The following is a 15,280-nucleotide window of genomic DNA, read 5'->3' as shown; positions in this document are numbered from 1 at the left end:
AGGCTAGCCCGGGTCAGGCGAGAATGTCGAAGTCGCCCGCGGTCATCTTCAGCTTCTTGTCGAGGGTGGCGAAAAGGATCGCGTCGGACGAACCGGTCCCGTCGCGGTCATACCAGAGCTTGCCGTTCTTGCTGTCGTAGATGACGCGGTCGTCCTTGTCGTGCGCCCTGGCGCCAATGTGAAACGCCTTGGAGGCGAGATCGCCGACCTTGCCGGCCCGGGTGAAGACATCGTTGTCGAGCCAGATCACGTCGTCCTTGACCGAGAAATCGTCGATCCGGTCGACGTTCTTCGAACCCGGCTTGGTGTTGAAGACGAACTTGTCCTTGCCGGAATCGCCGATCAGGACGTCCTTGCCAGCGCCGCCGTAGATCTTGTCGTTTCCAGAGCCGCCGGAGATCCTGTTGGCGCCCTTGTCGCCGGTCAGCGTGTCGGAATGGCTCGATCCGGTGAGGTTCTCGATCGAGGAATAGCTATCCCCCTTCGCCTCCCGGGTGTTCGTCGACGGCTTCGCCAGGCTCGCCACCACGCCCTTGTTCGCCCCGGCGTAAGAAGCGGTATCGGTGCCGGAGCCGCCGGAAAGCTTGTCCGCACCGGTGCCGCCGATCAGTTCGTCCGCCCCCTTCTTGCCGAGCAGCGTATCGTCACCGCGGCCGCCCGACAGGACATTGGCGCGTCCGTCGCCCTTGAGCCGGTCGTCGCCGTCGAGCCCCGAAAGCATGCCGGTCGCGTCGACGGTGCGGTCGTCGGCACCGGCCGTGCCGCGGCCGAAGATCATCCCCGCAATGCCCTCGTCGTCGATATCGATCGAATCGGAGGTGTAGGTAATGACGAAGCCGCCGCCCGACAGCGCCGCGACGGACACGTCCTGCTGATCGTCGTAGCGATCGGCATCGATTCCGACCTCGAACACCTTGCTGAGCGGCTTGCCGCTCGCCGACAGGATCAGGCCATAGGCGTCGTCGCCAATGTCGCTCGCGACCAGCGAATCCTGGGTCCAGGTCACGACATACTGCCCGGTCGTCAGCCGCGCCATCTCGAGGTCGCCGACGACGGTTCCCTTCTCGAAGATGGGGGTGGCTGCCGTCACCTTCCTGCCCCGGTCGTCATAGGCGGAGAAATAGAGCGACAGCGAGCCGGCGTCGTCATCGTCCGATTTCGTCCAGTCCAGATTGACGACGGCGAAACCGCCGCCGGCACGGGCCGCGACGGAATAGCCGTAGTTCTCGCTGTCGCTCCAGAAGCCGCCGGCGCCGCCCTTGTGCGGCGTCAGCGCGAAGTCGGATTTGATCACCCTGCCCTTCTCGTCCAGCAGACTGGCACGCAACTGGTTGCGGCCGTCATTGGTGCCGTCGTTGATCGCCGCCTCGGAGTTCCAGATGATCACGCTGTTGCCGTTGGTCAGCGCCGTGGACTTGGTCAACAGTTCGTCGAAGTCGTACGATTTGGTGTTCAGGACCTTGTCCCGACCCCGCGCCTGGCCGCTGGCGGTATAGGCGCGCGAATAGACCTCGTCGAACCGGGATTGCGACCTGTCGAGGCCAAAGGACACGACGAACCCGCCGTCGCCGGTCGCGACCACGTCCGGCGCAAGCGCCTCGAAGGACGAAACGGTATCGACCTGAAACGCCCCCGTGACCCTTGCGCCCTTGGTGTCGAAGATCTGCGCCATGATATGGGCGCCGTTCGAGAAGATCGCATCGTCCAGCGCCTCGGCCCAGGTCACGACGATGTTGCCGTTCTTGAGTTGCGTGGCCTGCGGCGAGCCCGAATGCGCGCCAATGATGCCCCGCATCACCGTTTCACCGCCCGAAGGCCGGCCGCTGGCATCGTAGAACTGTCCGGCGACATAGGTGGCGACCGAATCGGAATCGTCGTACTCGTTGAGATAACTCGACCAGGTCACCAGGAAGCCGCCGCCGCGAAGTGCCAGGACGTTCGAATCGTCCTGCCAGTTGCCCTGATAGCTGTTGACCCGGAATTCCACTGCCATCACATGCCTCCCGCGCTAACTGGGGCGCCACACTAAAAGCTGTTTGTGACAGTTGTAAATCTTTCGGGCGATCTGCTTTTGCGCGCAGCCGGTCACCCGCCCGCGGTGAGCCGGACGAAAGCGACCGCATGCAGCACGAACGCCTGCGGGGTTTTCCCGGGCGAGAACGCGGCATCGAAGACCCGCAGCCGCCCAACGACATGGCTGATCGCTCCCCTCGCTTGGCTCGCGTTCCCGTATTAATTGAACGCCGGAAACGACCCGCCGCAGGTCCACGCCGCCCATATATTAGAAATACCTGTTAATCCGATGTAAATCGCTTCCCCACCCGTCCCTTGCGGCCCGTCCGTTCCGGCTCTAGGTTGCAGGCCGGCAACGACGTCCCCGGTTCGGGACGGCGGCCTCAACGACGTGCACGCGCTCCGCCGGCACGGCATCCGGGCGGAGCAGACAGGAAACGACATGGAACTGGTCTTCGACGGACACAACGACGTCTTGCTGCGGCTGCTCGTCAACATGCAGGGCGGCGGCGATCCGGCCGCGGAGTTCCGGGACGGCACCGACCAGGGGCATATCGACGGTCCGCGGGCCCGCACAGGCGGCCTCGCCGGCGGCATGTGCGCCATCTACGTCTCGTCCGGCCGTTTCGAACTGCGCCGGCCCGATGCCGACGGCCACTACGACACTCCGATGGAGCCGCCGCTCGAACGCCAGCCGTCGCTGGATACCGCCCTTGCCATGGCCGCGATCGCCTTCCAGCTCGACCGCGCCGGCGCCTGGCGCCTGTGCCGCTCGACCGCGGAGATCCGCGACGCGATGGAGGAAGGCATCTTCGCTGCCGTCCTGCACATGGAGGGCTGCGAGGCGATCGACCGGGACCTCGCCGCCCTCGAGGTCTTCCATGCCGCCGGCCTGCGCTCGCTCGGGCCGGTCTGGAGCCGCAACAACATCTTCGGCCACGGCGTCCCCTTCGCCTTTCCGTCGTCGCCCGACACCGGCCCCGGCCTCACCGACGCCGGCTTCGACCTGGTGCGCGCCTGCAACCGGCTCGGCATCATGATCGACCTGTCGCACATCACCGAAAAGGGCTTCTGGGACGTGGCCAGGACCACGGACCAGCCATTGGTCGCCACCCATTCGAACGCCCATGCGCTGACCCCGGTCGCCCGCAACCTCACCGACAGGCAGATGGACGCGATCCGCGAGAGCCGCGGCGTCGTCGGGCTGAACTATGCGACCACGATGCTGCGTCCGGACGGCCGCGAGAGCGCGGGCACGCCGCTCTTCGACATGGTCCGCCACATCGACTACATGGTCGAGCGGATGGGCATCGACTGCGTCGCGCTGGGCTCGGATTTCGACGGCGCGATGATCCCCGCCACGATTGCCGACGCGGCCGGAAACCAGAATCTCGTCTCCGCGCTTTCAGCCGCCGGCTACGATGCCGACAGCCTCAGGAAGATCTGCCGCAGGAACTGGCTGCGCGTGCTCGGCGAGGCCTGGCACGAGCACTGATCGCGATGCCGGTCACTCCGGCAGGCGCGCATCCTTGAGATCCACGCCGAGCAGCCGGGCAAGGCCATCGGCCACGATCGCGTGGTCGATGCGCTGCGGCACGCCGGAGACGGTGACCGCGCCGACGCAGCCGATCCCGTCCAGCAGGATCGGGAAGCCGCCGCCATGGGTGGCGAAATCGGAGAGCGGCAGGTTGTGCGCCTCCTCCTGGCCGCGGTGGGCGAGCGCCAGCCGGCGCCCGACGAGATAGGACGAATTCCACAGCCGCAGCACGGTGTTGCGCTTGCGACGGATCCATTCGCCGTTGTCCGTCGACGTGCCGTCGAGGACGGTGTGGAAGAGGATGCGGTCCCGCAGGGATATGTCGATCGCGATGGCGGCGCGCCGCTCGATCGCGATCTCCCGCAGGATACCGCCGAGCGTCCACGCCGTATCCGGGTCGAAGCGGGAAAAACGCAGGATCTGCTCCTGCTGTTCGAGCCGGGCGATATCGCCCTTCAGGTCTTCCGTCATCATGTCCTCCTCGCACGGGGCGTCGCCCCTGCCTAACCCGCCCGGGCCGGCGGCACAAGTAAGGGCGATGCCCAAGCGGGCCGCAGGCCGTCAGCCACGCGATATGCAGCGAAAGCCGATATGGGTGGTCGCCGCGTTCTCCTCGTGCGGATGCCGGGCGGCGGGCCGGTAGCGGCGGCAGTAGTTGGGCGCGCACAGGTGCGATCCGCCCTTGACCACGCGGCGCGCGATCAAGACGTCGGGCAGGCGCGGATCCCGGCTTGCCTCCGCCATCCCGCCGCGCGGATTGGCCGGCACGCAGCAGGGCGACGGCGCGGGATCGGGATGGCGCACCGACCAGTAGTCGCTCGTCCATTCCCAGACATTGCCGATCATGTCGAGAAGCCCGTAGCCATTCGCCGGAAAGCGGCCGACCGGCGAGGTCCGCTCATAGCCGTCGGGCTTGCGGTTTTCCGTCGGGAACTGCCCGTGCCAGGTGTTCGCCATGAACCGGCCGTCGGGCACGAGTTCGTCGCCCCAGGCGAACTCGGTTCCTTCCAGCCCGCCCTTGGCGGCGAACTCCCATTCCGCCTCCGTCGGCAGGTCGCGCCCGGCCCATTGCGCATAGGCAACCGCATCCTCGAACGATACCTGCACGACCGGATGGTCGTACTTGCCGCGGATGTTGCTCTGCCCGCCATAGGGGCGGCGCCAGTCCGCCCCGAACTTGTAGTTCCACCATTGCGAGGGATCGGTTCCGGAAAGCCGCTTCGGCGGGTCGAAGATGACCGAGCCCGGACGGAGCATGTGCGGCTTGGCGCCCGGATAGTCCTCGGCCCTCGGCGGCCGCTCGGCGACGGTCACGTAACCGGTCGCCTCGACGAAGGCCATGAACTGGCGGTTGGTCACCGGCGTCACGTCGATCCAAAAACCGTCGACCCGCACCGGATGCGCCGGCGCCTCCTCCGGATAGTGGACGTCGGAGCCCATGAGGAAGGTGCCGCCTTCGATCCAGACCTGGCGCGAAGGCGCGGCGGAATCACCGCCTGCCTCGGCCCTCTGCGGAACGCGCTCGTCCATGGCGCAGCCCTTTCCTCCCCACGGCAGGACCTTCTGCCGAACAACCGGGCCAAAGCCCGGAAGCGGAAGGTTGGACCAATCCGCCGGGCAGATCAAGAGCAGCCTCCAGCGACAAAGGAAAGCCGCTTCAGGCGAGCGCGCTCGTCAGCGCGTAGAGGGAAAAGCCGCCAAGCACGAAGGCCGCGCCCTTGTAGGAGTGGCGGCGAATGCCGCCGGGCAGCGCCGCCCCCAGCGCGACCCAGCCGAGGCCCGCAAGCGATGACAGCGCGATGAAGATCGAAATCCGCCACGCCATCTCGTCCGGGCTCGACTGCGGGATCATCATCGTGCCCACGATCATCGCCTTCGGATTGACCAGCGTGGTCAGGAAGACGCGCGCGAAGGCGCCCCGGCGCACCGCCCCCTTTATCTCCGGCGACGTGATCCAGAGCCGGACAGCGGAATAGGCCAGCCAGCAGGCAGCGACGATCTTCAGCGCCGGCAGTGCCCACCACAGGTCCTTCACCAGCGCGGCGAAGACGGCGAAGAAGGAAATCGCCAGCGCGTAGCCGGCGGCTTCGGCCAGCGGCAGCAGGCGCGCCCGGGAAAGCCCGAAGGCGGCACCGGAAGCGGCCAGCACCGTGTTCGTCGGCCCGGGGGTCAGCAGGATGACGGATGAGGTCAGGACAAAGGCGATCATGTCGGATGCGGCTCTGGGCGGTTTGTCTCCGCTACAGCTTTCGCCGATCCGGGGCAGCCGCGCAAGCCGCGCCCCGACGCCAAGCCCGTCCCGCGCCCATCCGCCGCAGCCTGCAAAAATCCATGACCCCGACAGCAAAAAGGGCGCTCGACCCTTTCGGGGAGCGCCCTTATCCTGTCGGGCACGAAACGGCTCGGCTAACGCCAACGCCATTTCCGTCCGTTTTTCAGGCAGACCGGTGATATGAGGACGGTGCCGGCGGATTTCAAGGGCACCCGTGCGCAAAAGCCCAGAGATGCCGGATAGCGGGCGAGGCTTTACCTCCGGCGCGAATGCCCGCATGGTCCTCCCCTGGACAAAGGGACCCGCCATGACCGACCGCTTCCTCTTCGACGGCCCCGCCGATGCGCCGATCACGATCCTGCTGGCCCACGGCGCCGGCGCGCCGATGGATTCCGCCTCGATGACGGCCGCCGCGCACGCGCTGGCCGTCGAAGGTCTTCGCGTGGCCCGCTTCGAGTTCGCCTACATGGCGGCCAGGCGCACGGACGGCGCCCGCAAGCCGCCGCCCCGCGCCGAGACGCTGAAGCCCGAATATCTTGACGCCGTGCGGGCGCTCGGCGCGTCCGGCCCGCTCGTCATCGGCGGAAAGTCGATGGGCGGGCGTGTCGCAAGCATGATCGCCGACGATCTGCATGCAGCCGGCGCGGTCGAGGGCCTGCTCTGCCTCGGATACCCCTTCCATCCGCCCGGAAAGCCGGACAGCCTCCGCACCGCCCATCTGGCCGGCCTGCAGACGCCCGCCCTGATCTGCCAGGGCACCCGCGACGAGTTCGGCACCCGCGCCGAAGTCGAGACCTACCCGCTCTCCGAGCGGATCAGGCTGCTCTGGCTGGAAGACGGCGATCACGACCTGAAGCCGCGCAAGAAGCTCTCCGGCTTCTCCGCAGCCGACCACCTGCGCACCATGGCCGCGACGGTGAAGGGCTGGGCGGAGCGGTTCGGCCGCTGATTCTTTCCCTCGCGTCGCCCCGGCGCCTCAGTCGAAGGCCGTGGGATGCAGCACCGGCCGGTAGCCGGCGGCAAGGGCGGCAAGCGTCGAGGGCGGCGTCAGCAGGCCGTCGACGGGACCGGACAGGCTCGCGCGCCGATACCCCTCCGGCCGCCACAGCAGGGTCTCGCCGCCCCGGACGAGATAGGCGTCCCCCTGTGCGGCAAGAAAGGCCCCGTCGGGCAGCGCGTCGAGCGGTCCGGCGAGCGGATGCAGCCGCTTGCCGCCGCGCTCCAGCCGTTCGGCGTGCAGGCGCAGGTCCATGTCCGGCGCCTTCGGCAGAGCGACCCGGTTGCCGGCGCTCCAGCTTTCCCGGAACGAACGCGCCTCCGCCGGCCGGCAGAGGAAGCACGGGCGGTGCCCGGCCGAAAGGGCGGTCGCCTCGTCGAGGAAGAACAGCTCCGTCCAGCTGCGCTGCGCCATCACCGCGCGCCGGATGTCCTTGTAGTCGCACCGGCAGACGATCCACGCCCGTGTCGTCCACCGCCGCCCGGTCAGCCTGCGCGTGGCGGGATCGTGGATGATGCCGCGGTTTCCGGTGAAAAGGCCGCGCGCGCTGACGGCGACGATATCGCCGAAGGGCGTGACCCGGTTCTGCAGCGGCATGGGCTCCTCCTGGCCGCCGCAACGACCCCAGCTAGCCTCAGGACCGCGAGCGCCGCCTGAGCGCGGACGGCTTGAGCCGGCGCAGGAAATTGTCGGCGGCGCGGATGAAATTGGTCAGCGAGATCAGCTTGTCGACTTCCCCGTCGGTGTTGGAAAGCCGCTCCGACAGGACCTCGGACGCCGCCAGCGCGATCTCCGAGGGCGGGATCTCCGGGAAGCGCTCGGCGAGCCTGGCATAGGCGTTGGTGCCGGCACCGCCATGGATCGCGATCTTGCCGAGCCTTGCGAACAGCCGCAGGAAGACCTGTTCGAAGCTCCAGTCGTGGACCGAGACGACCCGCCACTTCTCGCTGCGCCGGGCGGAGAACCCGGCCAGCGTGATCGTGCCCGGAAGCCGCAGCTCGCTCAGCCACAGCGCCATTGCAAAGCCGCTCGTCGGCACCTTGCCCTCGGTATAGAGCGGATCGAAATGACCGCGCAGGTCCAGGTGTCCCGTCGGCGCGTCGTGGAAATCCGCCGACGTGTTCGGCTTTTCCTCCTCGGCGAGGCGGATGTTCATGATGCCGAGGAAATGCGCCTTGTCGAAGAAGGACAGGACCTCGTCGACCTCGCCGCGATAGACGATGCCCGCCCCGCGCGGCTGCCCGCGCGTGACGAGGATGGCATGCCCCTCGAAGGGCTGGTCGAGGACCTTGAAGACCTTGTTGAAGAAGACGAAGAGCGCGTCCCGCGGATACTGCGCGCGCAGGGCGGCGACATCAGAGGCCGTGCTGTTGGCGACAAGCACGATATCCGAATAGCGCGCAAACAGCGCCCGCCAGTCGTCCGCAGCCGCAAGCCCGGCGGCTGCGGCCCGCAGCGGCAGGTCGCCTTCCGCGGGCCTGTCGGGAACCTGCGTCAAGGCTCAGGCCTTCTGCTGCACCGAGACGACCTGCTCGCGCATCGCAAACCACTCCTCCGCGTAGTCGTCGTTCTTGTATTCCTCGAAATACGGGCCGCCGTCGGTGAAGTGGACGAGCTTGGCGTCGTCGCGATAGTCGTACTCGTTGACGAGGTAGTTCCAGACCACCGGCACCTCGCCGATCTGGTCGTCGCTGTCCAGCCACTTGAACTGGTGCAGTTGCAGGCCGGTGGCGGTGTTGACGAATTCCTTGCTCAGCGCCGTGCACTTGGCGTTGTTGAACAGGATCATGCTCGACCAGTTCTTCTTCTCGTACTTGGTCTGCGTCTGGCCGAGGAATTTCGTCTCGATCTTCGGCACGTAGTCGTGCTTGACGCACATGGCGGCATATTTGTCGTCGCGCAGCGCCCAGAGTTCGGCGATGTCGGCGCGGGCCAGCATGTCGCAATCCATGAAGATGCTCCAGCCCTCGAAATTGCTGAGGTAGGGCACCAGGAAGCGCGAGAACGAGAACTCCGTCGACTGCAACGCGTTACGTTCCCGGTAGAACATCGGGCCGAGGTTGTTTAGAACGATTGGAGAAAACACCACCGGAATGGAGGAGCGCTCAATAATGCTCTGGCAAAGGACGTGATAGGCAACAACTTCCTTGGAATCGAAACCTACGAAAATACGTGCAACGTCATCTCTCATACCGATACCTTCCGCTTTTCATCCCGCATTGCGGGCTATTCAGCTTGTCTTTTGGCAAATCTCGATTTGACGCCGCGCCGCTCGATTTGGCGCCGGCGACTTCGGGTATCGTGTGCATGAGGACAGAAGCGATGTCAATGCGCCAGAACGCTCCGTCAAGCAGCCCCGGACGCCCGTCCGGACGGCGCGGACCGGGGATCGCCGCCGATACCACTGGAATGCCCGCGCGCGCATCCCTATAGTGCCCGCCGGCCGGGGCGAAGGCGTCCCGGCGCACGAATTTGACCCGGAGTTGGAATGCGCTGGTTCGCCAACAGGAAGAGCGGAATCAAGGCCCTGTCGATCACCCCGCCGGAGCCGGCGCCGGACCGGCACGGCATTGCGATCGCGCTGTGCGTGAAGAACGAGGCGGCCTATATCGAGGAATGGCTGCGCTTCCACCTGGCCATCGGCGTCCGTCACTTCGTCGTCTACGACAACGGCTCGACGGACGCGACCTGCGACGTCGTCAGAAGCGTGCTCGCGCCGGCCGAACTGACGCTGGTGCCTTGGGCCGGCAAGGTCGCCTCGAGCAAGACGGACCAACTGATCGACGGGCAGGTGCTCGCCTTCGCCCATGCCATCCTCAATTTCGGCGGCCGCTTCCGCCGCATGGCCTTCATCGACGCCGACGAATTCCTGCTGCCGAAGACGGGCGCGACCCTTGAGGAGGCGCTTGCGGCAACCGGCGACTTCCCCAACGTCTCGCTGCCCTGGCACATGTTCGGCACGAGCGGCCACAAGAAGAGGCCGGCCGGGCCGGTCACCCGGGCCTATACGAAGCGCGGCTCCGATCCGCTCGGCCCGCAGGAACACTCCACCAACTTCAAGTGCATCGTCGATCCCTGCGAAGTCGTGGAAGTCACGATCCACCAGTTCAGGACGAAGACCCACGGCGACCTGACCGTCAACGATGCCGGCTACCGCACCAGCCGCAACGGCCGCAAGGATCGGCGCTTCTACTCCAACGCGCACCTGCAGCTGAACCACTATTACAGCAAGTCCGAGGAAGAGATGCTGGCGAAGATGGCGCGCGGCTCGAACTATGCCGTCTCTGCGGAAAAGCTGGAGGAGAAGATGCGGATCACGCTGGCCAATATCCAGCGGTCCGAGGTCGAGGATCGTGCCATGGTGGACTTCATCGCCGAAAACGGCATCCGCCTCGCAAAGGACGAAGGCGCTGTCCGGCGCGAAGGCTCCGCCGCCGGCTGATGGCGCTCAGGCCCTGCCCGTCCACAATGGCAGCCCCGAGCTTTCCGCCACCCCGGGATCGGCGGTGAAAACCGGATAGTTCCTGTCGCGCAGCGTCTGCAGCACCTTCTGGTCCATATCGCGATGGAACCGCGCCAGGTTCTCCTGGTTGTAGACATGTCCGGTCGATTGCGGATTGATGCCGGACAGGATCACCGCCGGCGCGCCGTTATAGAGTGAGAACAGCGCCGCATTGATGCCGTTGGAACATTTGCTCTCCGCGTCCAGCTCGTCGCTCTTGAAGCCGCAGACGCGGTCCAGCAGCGCCATGCGCTGGTAGCGGTCGACGATCTCGAGCGTGTCATAGCGATAGTCGAACGCCTTCAGGCCGCCCACGAGCGAGGGCAGCCCGTCCCGCCAGAGCAGCATGTAGAGCGCGCCGGTCCGCTGGCCGGCCAGCACCCGCCGGACCTCGACGGCATTGGTGTTGGTGCCGCGGATCTGGTTGAACATCATGAAGGTGATGTCGGGCGCCTCGATCCCCCAGCGCTGCGTCACCGTCTGTGCGCCGTTGATGGTGACCACCCGGTAGCTGCCGTCGAACCCGGCCGGCAGGTGCGACACCGGCGCGGAACCGACGACCAGTACCGGACCGTCGAGCGGAACGACCGAGGCAGGCGGCCTGGGGCGCGTCAGCTTGTATTTGATGCGCCGGTAGAGGCGCTGCTTGGTTTCGGAAAAGGACACTCTGTTGCCGCCCATCTGCATTCGGGAATCGCCGCGATAAAATCCGCGGACCCGGCAACTGTCAATCCAGGGCGCCGCCGCGACCGCGTCTGGCCCGGGCATCGGCGAGCGCCACCGTCCGCGCCGGGGCCGCCCCGCCCCGCATCTTGATGAGCCGTGCCGGCACGCCGGCATAGACGCCATAGGGCACGGTCCTGCCCTTCACCACGCTGTTGGCGCCGATCACGCAACCGCGGGCGATATGCGAACCGCCGAGAACCTTCGCCCCCGCACCGATCCAGACGTCGTCCTCGACGACGATCGGCTTCTTGACGTTCGCCTGCTTGCGGATCGGTATGTCGACCTCGTCATAGCCGTGATCGAAGGAGGCCATCACGACATGGGCGGCCACGCGGACGTCGTCGCCGATGCGGATGCCGCCATGGCCGAGAAGCACGGTGTAGTCGTTGAGGGAGACGTCGTTGCCGATCTCGATCGCGCCGCTCTGGGCGTTGATGACCACGCCGCTGCGCATCGAGATCCGGTCGCCGATCGTGATTGTTCCCTTTCCCCAGCGGAACCGCGGCAGATTGGGCATCTTGGGCCGCTTGCCGATCTTCAGGGATCCGCCGGAGAAGAACGCCCGCAGTTTCGCCAGGGGCCCGAAATTCCACATCGAAGTCGTCCTTGATTTCACAGGCGCTCGCAAGCGCCGGTCCGCCACCTCGCAGCCGTGGCACTTTGCCTCCGGAGCCGGCGCGGACAATGGCTTCCAGATAAGAAGTATCGCCGCCGACGCAAGGGCCTTGCGCGCCGGTAGACCCGTCAACCACGGCGATATTTTGCCCGTCCCTCAGAATTCCGTGATTGGCGCGCAGGATGCGGCACCGGGACAACGAACGGAGGCTGGCGCGATGGGCGCGAAGGACGGGTTGCTCGCGATGCTGCTGACAACCCTCGTCTCCTGCTCCGCCAGCGACGCCGTCCGTGGCGATGCCCCGGAGACGGAGAAGCCCGAGCCGCGATCCGTCGAATGGCTGAGGCAGCATTGTCCGGACTGCATCGACGGCGGACCGAGATACATTGGCCCCGCAGATGTTGATCCGAGGAACGCCGTCCCGGGAGATGCCACCCCGAAAGGCGCCGACCCATGAGCAGCCAGCCCCCGCACGCCTGCACCGGCGAGGCCGTCTTCTCCGCCTGCGGCCGATACCGCTACCGGCTGGAGCGCCGCTGGTCCGCCGGGGGTGGCAACCTCGTCTGGATCATGCTGAACCCGTCCCGGGCGGATGCGGGCACGGACGATCCGACCATCCGCCGCTGCATCGCCTTCTCGCGCCTTTGGGGCTATAGCGGCATGCTGGTCGTCAATCTCTTCGCGCTCTGCGCCACGCATCCGGATACTCTCTACGGGGTGTCCGATCCGGTCGGCCCGGAAAACGACGCCTATATCGCCGCGGCCTTTCGCAGCACGGCCGGCTCGGCATCCGCCGGGCCCGACATCGTCGCGGCCTGGGGCGCACATCCGCTCGCGGCAGGCCGCACCGCCCTTGTGCTCGCGGCGGCCGGCGGCAACGTCCGTTGCCTCGGAGCCACCCGGGACGGTCACCCCCGCCACCCGCTCTATGTCGCAACCGGTCAGCCGCGGATGCACCTCGTTCCTAGAGCTTCGGCAGCCCGTCCGGCCGGAGGTGTTTCTTGAGCGCGGCGATGCGGAAGATCGCGTTCACCGCGCCGTAGCCGCCATAGGAGCGGCGCTCCACGATCTCGAAGAAGAAGCCCTCGCCATAGGTGGGACTGTAGAGCTGGAAGTATTCCCCCTGCTCGTCGCGGTCATAGAGGATGTTCTCCGCCCGCAGCCTCTCGGTCAGCTCCGGCTCCAGGCCGAAGCGGGCCTCGACGTCGTCATAATAGTTCGGCGAGATCGCAAGCGGCCGGAAGCCGTTCCTGCGCAAGGCTGCAGCGGTCGCGAAGATGTCGTCGGTGTGGAAGGCGAGATGCTGCACGCCCGAGCCGAATGTCTCGGCGATGAAATGGCCGGCCAGCGTGCGGCGGTTTTCCGCGCCGTTCAGGGTGATGCGCAGCGAGCCGGACGCGTTCTGCACCACCTGGCTTCGCACCACGCCGGCCGGGTCGATGATGTCGACCACCGGCGTCTTCGCCGCTTCGAAGATCGAGGTGTAGAACAGCACCCATGTCAGCATTTCCTCGTAGCCGACCGTCTGGGCGATGTGGTCGACGAAGCGAAGTCCGGCCGGCACAGCCTCTCCTTCCTCGACCAAGGGCTCGAAATCGATGTCCCAGATCCGGCCGAGATCGCCCTTCCCGTCGAGCAGGTAGACGAGCCCGCCGCCGACGCCGCGGATTGCCGGCACCTCGACCTCGCCGGCCGCCACCGGCTGGCTGAACGGCTCGGCATCGAGCGCGCGCGCCCGTTCCATCGCCCGCGCCGCATCATCGACGACGAGCGCGATCGCATAGGCCGAACTGCCGTGCACCGCATAGGACGCGCCGGCGAACCCGCCCGCCTCCATGTTGACGAGGATACGGATCTCGCCCTGCCGGTACACGTCGACCTTCTTCGAACGATGGGTGCCGGTCTTGCGAAAACCCAGCGCCCGCAGGATCGTCACCAGCTCCGCCGCCTCGTCTTCGGCGACCGTGAACTCGACGAAGCCGATCCCCTCGACTGTGGCGCGCTCCGGCATCGGCGTCACGCTCAGGGAAGCGGCGTCCGGATGGCGACGCACCTGGTCGCCGAGATAGATCAGCGAACGATGGCCGTCGGCGGCGATCGGCTTGGCCGCCCCGCCGCGGAACTGGTCGTTGAAGATCTCCAGCGAGAAATATCCGTCATAGCCGGTCTCCGCGATCGCGCGGGTGAACTCCGTGACCGGCAGGTCGCCCTCGCCCGGCATGTTGCGGAAGTGCCGGCTCCAGTAGAGCAGGTCCATGTCGATCAGCGGGGCATCGGCAAGCTGGACGATGAAGATCTTCTCCTTGGGGATCGAGCGGATCGAATTGATGTCGATCTTGCGCGAGAGCGTGTGGAAGCTGTCGAGGATCAGGCCGATATTGTCGTGGTCGGCGCGGCGCACGATCTCCCACGCATCGCGGTGGTCCCAGATGTGCCGCCCCCAGGCGAGCGCCTCGTAGCCGACGCGCAGGCCGCGTTTCGCCGCCCGCTCGCCGAGTTCGTGAAAGTCCGCGGCCGCCCGGTCGATGCCGCCGAGCGAGATCGGCGAGACGTTGGAGCAGACGAGCACGAGGTCGGTCCCGAGCTGCTGCATGACGTCGAACTTGCGCTCCGCCCGGTCGAAGGTGCGGCTGCGGTGCGGCTCGGGCATGCCCTCGAAATCGCGGAACGGCTGGAACAGCGTGATCTCCAGCCCGTGGTCGCGCACCATCAGCCCGACATCGGCGGGACTGCCGTCGAAGGCGAGGAAATCGTTCTCGAAGATCTCGACGCCGTCGAAGCCCGCAGCCGCGATCGCCGCAAGCTTGTCGGGCAGCTCGCCGCTGATCGAAACGGTCGCGATCGAAGTCTTCATCCGCCCTCTCCTCCTTCTCCCCGAAAGGCGCGTCGCAGCGTCGGCCCCTCACGAAGTCGACCGCACAGGCCGCCTCCGACCGCTCCGCCCCGGGCCTTAGGCCTCACACCTCAGCCCGCGGGACACGTCAGTCCCCGGCCCCGGAATGAGCCTCCGGCCTCCGCTTCACCCGCGCTCGCCGTCGATTTGTCGATAATGTACTAACCAGTACGTAACTGCAAATGGCATTTTGGATGCAAATCATAACCGGAACCGGCCGTCGGGCCCGGTCCGCCGGCCGGCGAGCGCGGAAAGTGGATCACCGCGCGCACGAAAAAGGAAAAGAGAGAGAGAGTGTGTGTGTGTCGCCATCCGGCGCCCTTGGGGACGTCCGCGGATAGCGAAGAGAGCCTTCCCGGCACGAAGCAGAACAGGAAAGGCCCGAGAGAGGGTGCGCGACAGCGGTGGCGAGAGGGCGGTGAGAGAAAGGACGGTATCCGCCAACCGGGGAAATGCGCGGAGCCTCCGGGGCTCATCTGCGCCGCTCCCTGCCGGCCGGTACGAGGCGCGAGACGCAGCCCCCGGCGATCACGGATCGGCACGGCCCACCTGTCCGCAAAGCGGCCTAGAATGCGTTGCCGAACCGCAGCCTTGCGCGGCTGCGGTCCGTGTTCGCGGCAAGTCCCGTGGGGTCAAGCCACCCCGCCCCGCTTCACAGCAGGAAGTCTCCCTTGTCGAGGGTGACGAGCTTGTCGATATGGAGGGCGAAGTCGGTCTTGCCGTC

General features: G+C 66.7%; 15 protein-coding genes. 5 read left to right on the top strand and 10 right to left on the bottom strand.

Annotated features, from left to right (window positions below; translation table 11 throughout):
• Positions 1–13 precede the first annotated feature (13 nt).
• Positions 14–1,993 carry a calcium-binding protein gene (locus tag OCK02_RS10715; RefSeq protein ID WP_263813052.1) on the bottom strand — a complete coding sequence of 660 codons (1,980 nt, stop codon included), beginning with the start codon at positions 1,991–1,993 and terminating at the stop codon, positions 14–16.
• Between the two features lie 462 nt (positions 1,994–2,455).
• Here OCK02_RS10715 and OCK02_RS10710 point away from each other — a divergent pair, with 462 nt between their 5' ends.
• On the top strand, positions 2,456–3,508 hold the full coding sequence (locus tag OCK02_RS10710) for a dipeptidase (protein WP_263813051.1): 1,053 nt from the start codon (positions 2,456–2,458) through the stop codon (positions 3,506–3,508).
• A 12-nt stretch (positions 3,509–3,520) separates the two neighbouring features.
• Here OCK02_RS10710 and OCK02_RS10705 read toward each other — a convergent pair whose 3' ends face one another.
• The 3 genes from OCK02_RS10705 to OCK02_RS10695 all read right to left on the bottom strand — a co-directional run bounded on the left by OCK02_RS10705 (position 3,521) and on the right by OCK02_RS10695 (position 5,759).
• Positions 3,521–4,021 (bottom strand): heme-degrading domain-containing protein, encoded by a 501-nt coding sequence (locus tag OCK02_RS10705; protein ID WP_230804476.1) that lies wholly within the window; start codon positions 4,019–4,021, stop codon positions 3,521–3,523.
• Positions 4,022–4,111: 90 nt separating this feature from the next.
• Positions 4,112–5,080, bottom strand: coding sequence for a formylglycine-generating enzyme family protein (locus OCK02_RS10700; RefSeq protein ID WP_263813050.1), 969 nt, complete (start codon positions 5,078–5,080; stop codon positions 4,112–4,114).
• 127 nt (positions 5,081–5,207) lie between these two features.
• A complete protein-coding gene (locus tag OCK02_RS10695) occupies positions 5,208–5,759 on the bottom strand; it encodes a LysE family translocator (protein ID WP_263813049.1) in 552 nt (183 codons plus the stop codon).
• A gap of 370 nt (positions 5,760–6,129) precedes the next feature.
• On the opposite strand from OCK02_RS10695, the gene OCK02_RS10690 reads away from it, so the two are divergent.
• Complete coding sequence (locus OCK02_RS10690) at positions 6,130–6,771, top strand: alpha/beta family hydrolase (protein WP_263813048.1); 642 nt, start codon at positions 6,130–6,132, stop codon at positions 6,769–6,771.
• Between the two features lie 27 nt (positions 6,772–6,798).
• Here OCK02_RS10690 and OCK02_RS10685 read toward each other — a convergent pair whose 3' ends face one another.
• Genes OCK02_RS10685 through OCK02_RS10675 form a run of 3 tightly spaced genes read right to left on the bottom strand, consistent with a single transcriptional unit; the run spans position 6,799 to position 9,010 of the window.
• Entirely contained in the window at positions 6,799–7,416 is a 618-nt protein-coding gene (locus OCK02_RS10685) for a hypothetical protein (RefSeq protein WP_263813047.1), read from the bottom strand.
• Between the two features lie 37 nt (positions 7,417–7,453).
• Positions 7,454–8,317 carry a 3-deoxy-manno-octulosonate cytidylyltransferase gene (locus OCK02_RS10680; protein WP_412178800.1) on the bottom strand — a complete coding sequence of 288 codons (864 nt, stop codon included), beginning with the start codon at positions 8,315–8,317 and terminating at the stop codon, positions 7,454–7,456.
• Positions 8,318–8,320: 3 nt separating this feature from the next.
• Complete coding sequence (locus OCK02_RS10675) at positions 8,321–9,010, bottom strand: glycosyltransferase (protein ID WP_263813046.1); 690 nt, start codon at positions 9,008–9,010, stop codon at positions 8,321–8,323.
• Between the two features lie 297 nt (positions 9,011–9,307).
• Between OCK02_RS10675 and OCK02_RS10670 the strand changes: the two genes are divergently transcribed.
• Entirely contained in the window at positions 9,308–10,261 is a 954-nt protein-coding gene (locus OCK02_RS10670; protein WP_263813045.1) for a glycosyltransferase family 92 protein, read from the top strand.
• A gap of 6 nt (positions 10,262–10,267) precedes the next feature.
• Here OCK02_RS10670 and OCK02_RS10665 read toward each other — a convergent pair whose 3' ends face one another.
• Both OCK02_RS10665 and OCK02_RS10660 read right to left on the bottom strand, forming a co-directional pair.
• Positions 10,268–10,987: a membrane-anchored protein gene (locus tag OCK02_RS10665; protein ID WP_263813044.1), complete on the bottom strand. Its 720-nt coding sequence runs from the start codon at positions 10,985–10,987 to the stop codon at positions 10,268–10,270.
• Positions 10,988–11,048: 61 nt separating this feature from the next.
• Entirely contained in the window at positions 11,049–11,501 is a 453-nt protein-coding gene (locus tag OCK02_RS10660) for an acyltransferase (protein WP_263813043.1), read from the bottom strand.
• Between OCK02_RS10660 and OCK02_RS10655 the strand changes: the two genes are divergently transcribed.
• Positions 11,482–12,120 (top strand): hypothetical protein, encoded by a 639-nt coding sequence (locus OCK02_RS10655; RefSeq protein WP_263813042.1) that lies wholly within the window; start codon positions 11,482–11,484, stop codon positions 12,118–12,120. The genes OCK02_RS10660 and OCK02_RS10655 overlap by 20 nt on opposite strands.
• Positions 12,117–12,668 carry a DUF1643 domain-containing protein gene (locus tag OCK02_RS10650; protein ID WP_263813041.1) on the top strand — a complete coding sequence of 184 codons (552 nt, stop codon included), beginning with the start codon at positions 12,117–12,119 and terminating at the stop codon, positions 12,666–12,668. Before OCK02_RS10655 ends, OCK02_RS10650 begins: the two co-directional genes overlap by 4 nt.
• Here the strand turns inward: OCK02_RS10650 and OCK02_RS10645 are convergent.
• Positions 12,628–14,517 (bottom strand): bifunctional sugar phosphate isomerase/epimerase/4-hydroxyphenylpyruvate dioxygenase family protein, encoded by a 1,890-nt coding sequence (locus OCK02_RS10645; RefSeq protein WP_263813040.1) that lies wholly within the window; start codon positions 14,515–14,517, stop codon positions 12,628–12,630. The genes OCK02_RS10650 and OCK02_RS10645 overlap by 41 nt on opposite strands.
• Between the last annotated feature and the right edge of the window lie 763 nt (positions 14,518–15,280).

Origin of the sequence: Rhizobium sp. TRM96647 (genome assembly GCF_025780115.1) — a bacterium.
Taxonomy (GTDB): Bacteria; Pseudomonadota; Alphaproteobacteria; order Rhizobiales; family Rhizobiaceae; genus Mycoplana.
The sequence above is the reverse complement of the archived record's forward strand: the minus strand, read 5'-3'. Positions and strand labels throughout refer to the sequence as shown.